The 1,511-nt window shown below is 74.9% G+C and carries 2 protein-coding genes; both read left to right on the forward strand.

The window, feature by feature from the left end; genetic code table 11:
* Positions 1–1,233: arabinosyltransferase C-terminal domain-containing protein (locus ACXAID_RS28045; RefSeq protein ID WP_475025428.1), on the forward strand; the 1,233-nt coding region annotated here is incomplete at its 5' end.
* A gap of 5 nt (positions 1,234–1,238) precedes the next feature.
* On the forward strand, positions 1,239–1,511 hold a 273-nt coding region (gene menA, locus ACXAID_RS28050), incomplete at its 3' end, for a 1,4-dihydroxy-2-naphthoate octaprenyltransferase (protein ID WP_475025429.1).

Consider the following 1,511-nt stretch of genomic DNA (forward strand, 5'->3'; position numbering starts at 1 on the left):
GTGCTCAGCCGGCAGCGCGCCGTGCGGCCGGCGGGGGTGGCGGCCGCGGTGGCACTGCTGTCGGCTGCCGCCGCACTGGCCTTCGCCGGGCCGAACGCCTGGTGGCAGTCGACGGTGTACGACCTGCCCTGGGCGGCCGAGGCGATCAGACCCGCCGGGGTGCCCCTGGACAATCCGATGGTCTGGCTGGCCGTCGGCGCGCTGGGCTGGGCGCTCGGGCGCGGCCGGACCGCTCCGGTGGCCGTGGCCCTGACCGCGGCGGCGACGTCAGTGGCGGTGCTGCTCGGTTCTTTCGCCGCGGCACCGCTGCGCAGGCCGGAGGGGTCGCTCGCCCTGGCGAATCTGCACCGGCTGACCGGTGAGCGGGCCTGCGGGCTGGCCGACGACATCGAGGTGCTGCCCGATGGTCCGGCTGTGCAACCGGCCGGCGGGCGCTCGCACGTCCCGGGCGGGTTCCCGGCCGGCGCACCGCCACCGGACCCGCCGGGGACCGGGGCCGCGTCGTTCGTCTGGGGCACCTACGACGACGACACCGACGGCTCCCGGCACACCGGCACGGTCGTCACCCGATGGTTCAGCCTTCCCCGGTTGGCCGACGGCGACGGGCTGGCGGTGTCGGTGGCCGGCCGCACCGGTGACGGCAACGCGCTGGCGTTCGAATTCGGCGACGCCCGGGGTGCGGTGCTGGGCAGCCGCTCCCCGGTCGACCGGCCCGCGACCGGGGAGGACCCCGGCCACCCGCTGTGGCGCTCGATCGGGGTGGACGCCGGGCAGGTGCCGGCGGGCGCCGAGCAGGTCCGCATCGTCGCGGTCGACGACCGCACCGACGAGTTCGGCTGGCTGGCGTTCACCGGGCCCAGGCTGCGCTCGACGGTCGGGCTGACCGACTTCCTGGCCGGGCGCACCCCGGTGTTGCTGAGCTGGCCGCAGGGCTTTCTGTTTCCGTGTGTGCGGGAGATCCCGCGGGTGGCCGCCGGGGTGGCCGAGACGCCGGCGGCCGTCATCGAGTCGCCGCGACCGTTCTTCGTCCAGGACCGCGACCAGGACATCGGCGGCACGTTCGCCGGCCTGGCCCACTACGGCGAGCTTCGGGAAGTGACGACCCGGTTGCGCGGGCACCCCGACGTCGACTGGGGCACAGTGCTCGTCGCGGTCCCGGAAGCCTCCCGCGACGGCTACGACCGCACCGTCACCCGCGAGATCCGGTGGGGTTTCGAGGGCATGACAGACTGAGCGCCGTGGCCAGCTTTGCCCAGTGGGTAGAAGGAGCACGTCCCCGGACGCTGCCCAATGCGATCGCTCCGGTCCTCGCCGGGACCGGCGCCGCGGCCTGGCTCGAGGCCGCGTCGTGGTGGAAAGCGCTGCTGGCGATGCTGGTCTCGATCGGCATGATCGTCGGTGTCAACTACGCCAACGACTACTCCGACGGCATCCGCGGCACCGACGACGTGCGGGCCGGCCCGCTGCGGCTGGTCGGTTCGCGGCTGGCCGCGCCCCGCTCTGTGCTGCTG

The sequence above is a fragment of the Mycobacterium sp. ABE4_509 genome (assembly GCF_056160785.1).